Below are 7,453 nucleotides of genomic sequence, written 5' to 3'. Positions count from 1 at the left end.
TATTTAAAAATCGATTGCCATTAGAAAGAGAATACACAAAATTATTTATAGACCCAGTTTAGGTCCATTTTTACCTCTGTTTTCTATTTCTAGACTAGTAAAATACTATGGAAAAGTTAATTGTCTACAGCCTGAGCAGACTATGATTAGTCTGCTTTAGTCTTTTGATATCTATGTATGAAACCTTCAATAGCCATCTGAAAGTCTTCTTCAATATTCCTATTGGGCTTATCCTCTAAATTGTAATGAGCCACAATAGAATTCAATATGTCATTATCGTCTTCTGCAATTAGCATTCTTAATGTAATATCTAGGGCATCGCAGATATCAAGTAGTGTTCCTAATGAGATATCAACGTTCCCATATTCATATTTCTCCAATGAGCTTTTAGATTTTGAAATTAATTTAGCTAATTCATTCTGTGTTAGTCCCTTAGCTTCTCTAAATACTCGTATCCTTTGACCAATGTCCATATAATCACCTCTGTACAATTATACCAATAATGCCTTTGGGGTTGTAGAATATATGGGTTAAATGTGATATAATGTAAAAATGTCGCAACTAAATTATGAATAGAGGGGGAATACATATGAGTATTGAAAAAATAATTAACCAAGGGTTTAAGAAAATGTATGAGGAAAATGAAAAACTCTCAGAACATTTTAGCTTGGATATTTTAAAGCCACTATTAAGCAAATTAAATGATGATGAGTTTAAAAAGGTGGAGGATGCTATATATGAGTTAATAACAGAAAGAGAAGAAATTGCTTTTAAAGAAGCAATAAGTGGAGTAAGGGAAGCATTTTATTTAACACTGAAGAAGTAACACTAATATAAAAAATCATAGATATAAAAAACTAGGGATTAAGTTGCAATTAAATGTATAATTGAAGCTTAATCCCATTTTTAGTTGATTTAAAACGTGACACCTATTTGACACCTAGCATAAAAATAAACATGATAAGTATTATAAAGGTTTGAACGTATAATCAAGCTAATTCAAGTAATTAACATAACATATGATAAGTATTATAGCAAAAAATCAAACTTCGGATCAGAATGTCATGGGTTCGAATCCTACTGCGTGTGTAAATGAAAAGGATTACCGACTTGAATATTAATGTATTCAAGTCGGTAATCCTTTTTTGCTAAGCAGGAAATATAAGATAAAGCTGAAAGATTAAGAAATATACTTGATAATCCATACTATTCATAGTGTAATATATATAAGGGAGAAATAGTGGTTAAAAAAATGAAAGAACCCTATGAAGGGTCAATAAATAAAGAGAGTATAATAACTACTATAAAATAGTATGGATAAAGAATTAGTGTATGAAGTTATGAAGCTTTTATTTCAAGTAAGTAAACTGCTAGTGATAGTTGTTGGATTAATACTGATAATATTTAAAAAGTAGGTAAGGATAATGGAACAACCAAGCAAACAAACAGAAGCAAACAAAAGATGGCAACAACAAAATAAAGAGTACTCAAATTATCTTAAAGCACGATCAACTGCAAGGGGATTTATTAAAAATAGAGCAACTGCGGAAGATTTAGATGAGCTTGAGCAGCTTATTAAGGAAAAAAGAATGGAATTACAAGGCTAGGGCATAGTGCCCTAGTCTTTTTTGCTAAATTGTGTAATACTTATATTCAAGGAGTAACACAATTTAATTTAGATGAAACAGTTTACTAAACATTGAGGAAGGAAATAATAGTGACTAAATATATACCAACACTAAAAGATTATTATGAAACTATAGCAGCTCTGCCCTTTAAAAAGTCTTATACAAAGGAAGAACTTTTAACACCGGACTTTTGTTTGGAGAAACAGGGGAATATTGAAATATATTATAATACGCATAATGAGCATATTAATCCTAATGCTAAGATATTTATTGTGGGCATTACGCCAGGATTTGCGCAGATGAATACATCTATTGTGGCGGCAAGAAAATGTATAGAAGAAGGCATGGCAGTAGAAGAGATCCCTTATCGCTGTAAGGTTGAAGCGAGATTTAGCGGCACCTTGAGAAAAAATATTATAGAAATGCTGAATGAATTAGATTTACCAAGTTGTCTAGGACTTGATAAGAGCGGTGAGCTTTTTGGGGAAAGGGATGATTTGCTACATACTGTATCAATGATTCCTTTTGCAACCTTTGTTAAGGGGAAGAATTATACAGGACATTCCCCAGAAATTCTAAAGAGTGAGCTGTTAATGGATTATGTAAACACCTTCTTTTATCCTCAGGTAGAGTTATTAGAGGATGCATTTATTGTGCCACTTGGAAGATGTGTGGAAAACGTGGTGTTAGAAATTATTAAAGAAGGTAAATTAGAAGCATCTCAATGTCTGCTAGGTTTTCCGCATCCTTCAGGAGCCAATGTAAATCGTAAGAAACAGTTTGAAGAAGAGAAGGAACAAATGAAGCAAAAATTACAAAGCTTTTTTATAAAATAGGGGTTAGGAAACATTGATACAAAGGCACCTTGCTTTATTTGTGTACAAAATTATGTTATATTAATGAATAACTAAGACTTATAGAGGTGAAATTTATATTTCACATATCTAAAACATAGTGAATGATTAAAACATAAATGCGAAATTTATAGGAACATAAAAAAGAAGAGGGCGTACAATGTTTGAGAATATTAATAGTGGTAAATTATTACCCGAAAGAATTGCTGATGAGATTATCGAGCTTATTGCCAGAACTGAATTAAAGGTGGGGGATAAGTTACCAAGTGAAGCAGAATTAATGAAAAGTTTGAACGTAGGGCGTAGTAGTTTAAGAGAGGCCATTAAGATATTAGTTTCTAGAAATATTGTGGAAATTAAAAGAGGTGTAGGGACCTATGTTTCAGAGAAAATGGGTGTCGCACCAGATCCACTTGGTTTTGTTTTCGTAGAAGATAAGCGGAAATTAGCGTTAGATATTTTAGAAGTACGTTATTTAATCGAACCTTATATTGCGGGAAGAGCGGCAAAGATGGCAACTAAGCAGCAGATTGAAAAGATGATAGAACTCTGTGATGCAGTAGAGCAGATGATTTTAAGTGGCATTAATCATATTGAGAAGGATATTGAACTTCATACGGTGATTGCTGAGGCAAGTCAAAATCTTGTGGTGAGCAAGCTTTTACCAATTATAAATTGTTCGATTCCGTTATTTATGGATGTTACAAAAAATGCTTTAAAAAATGAAACAATTAGTACCCATCGTAGCGTTGTAGAGGCCATTGCCAGTGGCGATGAAAAGGCTGCCTTTGAAAGCATGGAAAAACACATTCGTTATAACAGAGAGATTATTGAAAAATTATCAAACTAAAAGTCAATTGGATAGAATAGATAAAAATACCTAGTGTTATGAAGATGAAAAAACATAGCGCTAGGTATTTTTTTGTGCATATTAAACATAAATAAATTCTAAAAAAAGTAATTGTATATAAAAATTATATAATTTATTGACTTATAAATACAATTCATTTAATCTATACATATAAGACATCAGACGTCTGATTAAGGTAGGAGGTAAGGAATGAGAAGTCAAGAAATTAGAAAAATAGCACCTGAAATGGACCCTCTTAGAATGGGTATGGGATATACAGTAGAAGATTTATCAAAGACACAAATTATGGTGGAGAGTACATTTGGAGATAGTCATCCGGGAAGTGCCCATTTATTTGGATTTGTAGAAAAGGCTTGTGAAGGAATTAGTAAGGCTAATGGAAAGGCATCTAGATATTTTGCAACAGATATTTGTGATGGACAAGCTCAGGGCCATGATGGGATTAATTATTCCTTAGCTTCTAGAGATACGATTGCAGGACTTATTGAAATGCATGCTAATGCCACACCTTTTGATGGCGCAGTTTATATTTCAAGTTGTGATAAAGGGGTACCGGCGCATCTTATAGCAGCCGCTAGAAATGATATTCCATGTATTTTAATAACAGGTGGGGTAATGGAAGCGGGGCCTAACCTTTTAACTCTTGAGCAAATTGGAACATATAGTGCAAGATTCCAAAGAGGTGAAATCACAGAAGAAGAATTTACATTTGCAAAACATCATGCTTGTCCATCTTGCGGGGCTTGTTCATTCATGGGAACAGCTTCAACAATGCAGATTATGGCAGAGGCATTAGGCCTTATGTTACCAGGAAGTTCTTTAATGCCTGCAACTTGTCAAGACCTTGCAGATTTTGCAGTTGAGGCTGGGAAGCAAGTGGTAAAACTGGCTGAAATGGGAATTAAACCAAGTGATATTGCTACACGCAAAGCTTTTGAAAATGCCATTATGGTACATGCAGCTATTGCAGGTTCATCAAACAGTTTATTACATATCCCAGCTATTGCAAAAGAGTTTGGCATTGAAATTGATGCAGATACTTTTGACCAAATGCATAGAGGGGCGCATTACCTCTTAAATATCAGACCAAGTGGTAAATGGCCAGCAGAATATTTCTATTATGCAGGTGGGGTGCCAGCTGTTATGGAAGAGATTAAAGATAAGCTTCACTTAGATGTTATGACGGTTACAGGAAAAACATTAGGTGAGAACTTAGAGGACCTTAAGAAAAATGGCTACTATGAAAAATGTGATGCCTACATGAAAAAAACAGGTGTAGATAGAACGGATGTCATCAGGCCATTTAATGACCCAATTGGAAAAGACGGAACGATTGCGATTTTAAAAGGAAATTTAGCGCCAGAAGGTTCAGTCATAAAACATTCTGCAGTACCTCAAGAAATGCAAAAAGCAATTTTAAAGGCTAAACCTTTTGATTCAGAGGAAGAGGCCATTGCAGCGGTACTTAACAAAACCGTTAAACCAGGAGATGCAGTTATTATTCGTTATGAAGGACCTAAGGGAAGTGGTATGCCAGAGATGTTCTACACTACAGAAGCCATTGCTTCAGACCCAGAGCTAGCTACGACTATTGCGCTTATTACTGATGGTAGATTTTCTGGGGCAACGAAAGGACCTGCTATTGGACATGTTTCACCAGAAGCACAAAGCGGTGGGGCTATTGCACTCATTGAAGAGGGGGATTTAATCGAGATTGATGTAGCGCAAAGAATTTTACAAATCATCGGCGTAAACGGTGTACGTAAAGATTTAGCTGAAATAGATGAGATTTTAAAAGAAAGAAAAGCAAATTGGCAGCCAAGACCAGATAAATATACAAAGGGAATTTTATCTGTTTATTCTAAATGTGCCGTATCACCAATGCTTGGAGGATATATGGCGTAGCAAGACTAAAAATCATGAATAACTAAAATTTATAAATGTGAAATCTATAAGAAAGATAAAGAGAAGATATTGAAATGACAATGAAGTAGTTACTGAATATGACACATCTAGGAGGAAGTTAATATGGAAGGATTTGTAGCATCACCAGAAAGACTTATTATGGCCGCAGCATTAGGGATGGCTTTACTGTTATTCTTAATCATTAAGGGCAAATTACAGCCAGTGATTGCAATTGTACTTAGTGCGATTACAATTGGTGTTTTAGCAGGAATGCCACTTACAGGTATTGTCTCAACGATTGAAAAAGGTGTAGGAAACACGTTATCAAGTATTGCATTATTAATTGGTCTAGGGTCAATGTTTGGTGCAATTTTAGAATGTTCAGGTGGTGCAGAAACCATTGCCAATACATTAGTGAATAGATTTGGTGATAAAAAAGCGGCTTGGGCATTGGGGCTTACAGGTCTTGTAGTAGGGATGCCAGTATTCTTCGATGCGGGACTTATTATTTTAATCCCACTTGCATTTGGTCTTGCAAGAAAAGCTAAAAAATCAACACTTACATATGCAATTCCATTACTTGCAGGCCTTGCAGTAGGTCATGCATTTATTCCACCAACACCAGGACCAGTTCTTGTAGCAAATATGTTAGGCGTAGAACTTGGTTATGTAATTGGTGTAGGCCTTATTACTGGAACAGTAGCAATGGTTGTAGCAGGACCATTATTTGGGAAATTTATTGGGGACAAAATTTATATTCCAGTTCCAGAGAGCTTTGAATTAACAGCAGCTACAAGTGAAAATGGAAGAAATTCTAAGTTACCTTCATTTGGAACAGTTGTAGCAATTATCCTAGTGCCACTTGCACTTATTTTATTAAAAACTGCAAGTTCTGTTATTCCAGCACTTGCGCCGATGCAAGAAATCTTTACATTCTTAGGAACACCTTTCGTAGCTTTAACTATTTCAACACTTTTAGCCATGTTCTTACTTGGGACTAGAAATGGCTTTACAAGAGCAGACTTAGAAAAGGTTATGTCTAAGTCATTAGAACCAACGGGGATCGTACTTCTTGTAACAGCTGGTGGGGGTGTCCTTAGATGGATGCTTCAAGATTCAGGGCTTGGTGATGTAATCGGAAATATCGTAGCAGGAAGCAGCTTACCACTTGTTCTCGTAGCGTTCTTAATTGCAGCAGCTGTTAGGGTGTCTATTGGTTCTGCAACTGTTTCTATGACAATGGCAGCTGGGATTGTAGCAGCTATGCCAGAGGTGGCAATGTTATCACAACTTCATCTTGCAGCAATTGTTATGGCGATTGCTGGTGGTTCTACTGTATTAAGTCACGTAAATGATTCAGGTTTCTGGCTTGTAAAATCACTCTTTAATATTGATGAAAAAACAACACTTAAAACATGGACTGTTATGGAAACATTAGTTGGTGTGTCAGGTCTTGTTGGTGCAATTGTAATTTCGATATTTGCATAATAAATAATGTACATACAGAAAGTAGGGAGATGTTGCGAAATAGATTTCGCACATCTCCCTATTATTATATTAAGAAGCAGCATATGATGAACGATTAAGTTTCGTAGAGGTAAAAGCTAAACTAAGCTGCTGCCAGGTATGAAAAAAGTTGGGTAATCAATGAGTGTCCAATAAAAATAGAGTTTAAAAGTGTATATTGCTCTGAAGGCTCTACAGATGCTAGAAAGTCATAATTTCTATCCTGAATATATGTGAGATATGAAGCTATAGTCAATAGGGTTTGAAGTTTAGCATTTTGTGAGCTTGTTAGCGGAGCGGCAGAAAGAGAGTTTAAATCATTTTTTACCGCTGTAAGCTGATTGCTAAATGCATCAAGTTGGTTCTTGTTAGCGGTGTTTGAAGTATTATTTACAATATTTACGAAGGAATTTCTAGTGAGTGCTTTAAATTGATTTTGAATGTTTAATAAGGTATCATAAGAAGTATTTAAAGCATTATCAATGGAGGTGGTAGAGATAGTAGCTGCTGATAATGAATGAAAGCTAAAACATATTAAGAGTAAAATAATGAAACAGCGTTTAATATAAGATTTAGTCATAATAATAACCTCTAATAAAGATAATATAGTGATACAAATAAGCAAAGACATAGCATTATGATATAGTATTTGAATGTAAATCATAGTTTATACATTAATTTAAGTGACC

General features: G+C 34.7%; 8 protein-coding genes. 6 read left to right on the top strand and 2 right to left on the bottom strand.

The window, feature by feature from the left end; genetic code table 11:
* Positions 1-146: 146 nt before the first annotated feature.
* Positions 147-473 carry a helix-turn-helix domain-containing protein gene (locus AC1VAQ_RS13570; protein WP_302596482.1) on the bottom strand — a complete coding sequence of 109 codons (327 nt, stop codon included), beginning with the start codon at positions 471-473 and terminating at the stop codon, positions 147-149.
* Between the two features lie 116 nt (positions 474-589).
* Between AC1VAQ_RS13570 and AC1VAQ_RS13565 the strand changes: the two genes are divergently transcribed.
* The 6 genes from AC1VAQ_RS13565 (at position 590) to AC1VAQ_RS13540 (ending at position 6,746) form a co-directional block, all read left to right on the top strand.
* The gene (locus tag AC1VAQ_RS13565; RefSeq protein WP_302596483.1) at positions 590-826 is read left to right on the top strand and encodes a hypothetical protein; all 237 of its coding nucleotides are present in this window, start codon (positions 590-592) and stop codon (positions 824-826) included.
* A 598-nt stretch (positions 827-1,424) separates the two neighbouring features.
* Complete coding sequence (locus AC1VAQ_RS13560) at positions 1,425-1,607, top strand: hypothetical protein (protein WP_302596484.1); 183 nt, start codon at positions 1,425-1,427, stop codon at positions 1,605-1,607.
* A gap of 110 nt (positions 1,608-1,717) precedes the next feature.
* Positions 1,718-2,464: a uracil-DNA glycosylase family protein gene (locus tag AC1VAQ_RS13555; RefSeq protein ID WP_302596485.1), complete on the top strand. Its 747-nt coding sequence runs from the start codon at positions 1,718-1,720 to the stop codon at positions 2,462-2,464.
* 178 nt (positions 2,465-2,642) lie between these two features.
* Positions 2,643-3,332, top strand: coding sequence for a FadR/GntR family transcriptional regulator (locus AC1VAQ_RS13550; RefSeq protein ID WP_302596486.1), 690 nt, complete (start codon positions 2,643-2,645; stop codon positions 3,330-3,332).
* 210 nt (positions 3,333-3,542) lie between these two features.
* Positions 3,543-5,258: a dihydroxy-acid dehydratase gene (gene ilvD / locus AC1VAQ_RS13545; protein ID WP_303244122.1), complete on the top strand. Its 1,716-nt coding sequence runs from the start codon at positions 3,543-3,545 to the stop codon at positions 5,256-5,258.
* Between the two features lie 123 nt (positions 5,259-5,381).
* Positions 5,382-6,746 (top strand): GntP family permease, encoded by a 1,365-nt coding sequence (locus AC1VAQ_RS13540; protein ID WP_303244121.1) that lies wholly within the window; start codon positions 5,382-5,384, stop codon positions 6,744-6,746.
* 121 nt (positions 6,747-6,867) lie between these two features.
* Here the strand turns inward: AC1VAQ_RS13540 and AC1VAQ_RS13535 are convergent, their stop codons facing one another.
* The gene (locus AC1VAQ_RS13535) at positions 6,868-7,428 is read right to left on the bottom strand and encodes a hypothetical protein (RefSeq protein ID WP_479904031.1); all 561 of its coding nucleotides are present in this window, start codon (positions 7,426-7,428) and stop codon (positions 6,868-6,870) included.
* Positions 7,429-7,453 lie beyond the last annotated feature (25 nt).

It is taken from the genome of Cellulosilyticum sp. (genome assembly GCF_982396655.1).
Note: the sequence above shows the minus strand (reverse complement) of the source record. Positions and strands in the feature narration are given on the sequence as shown.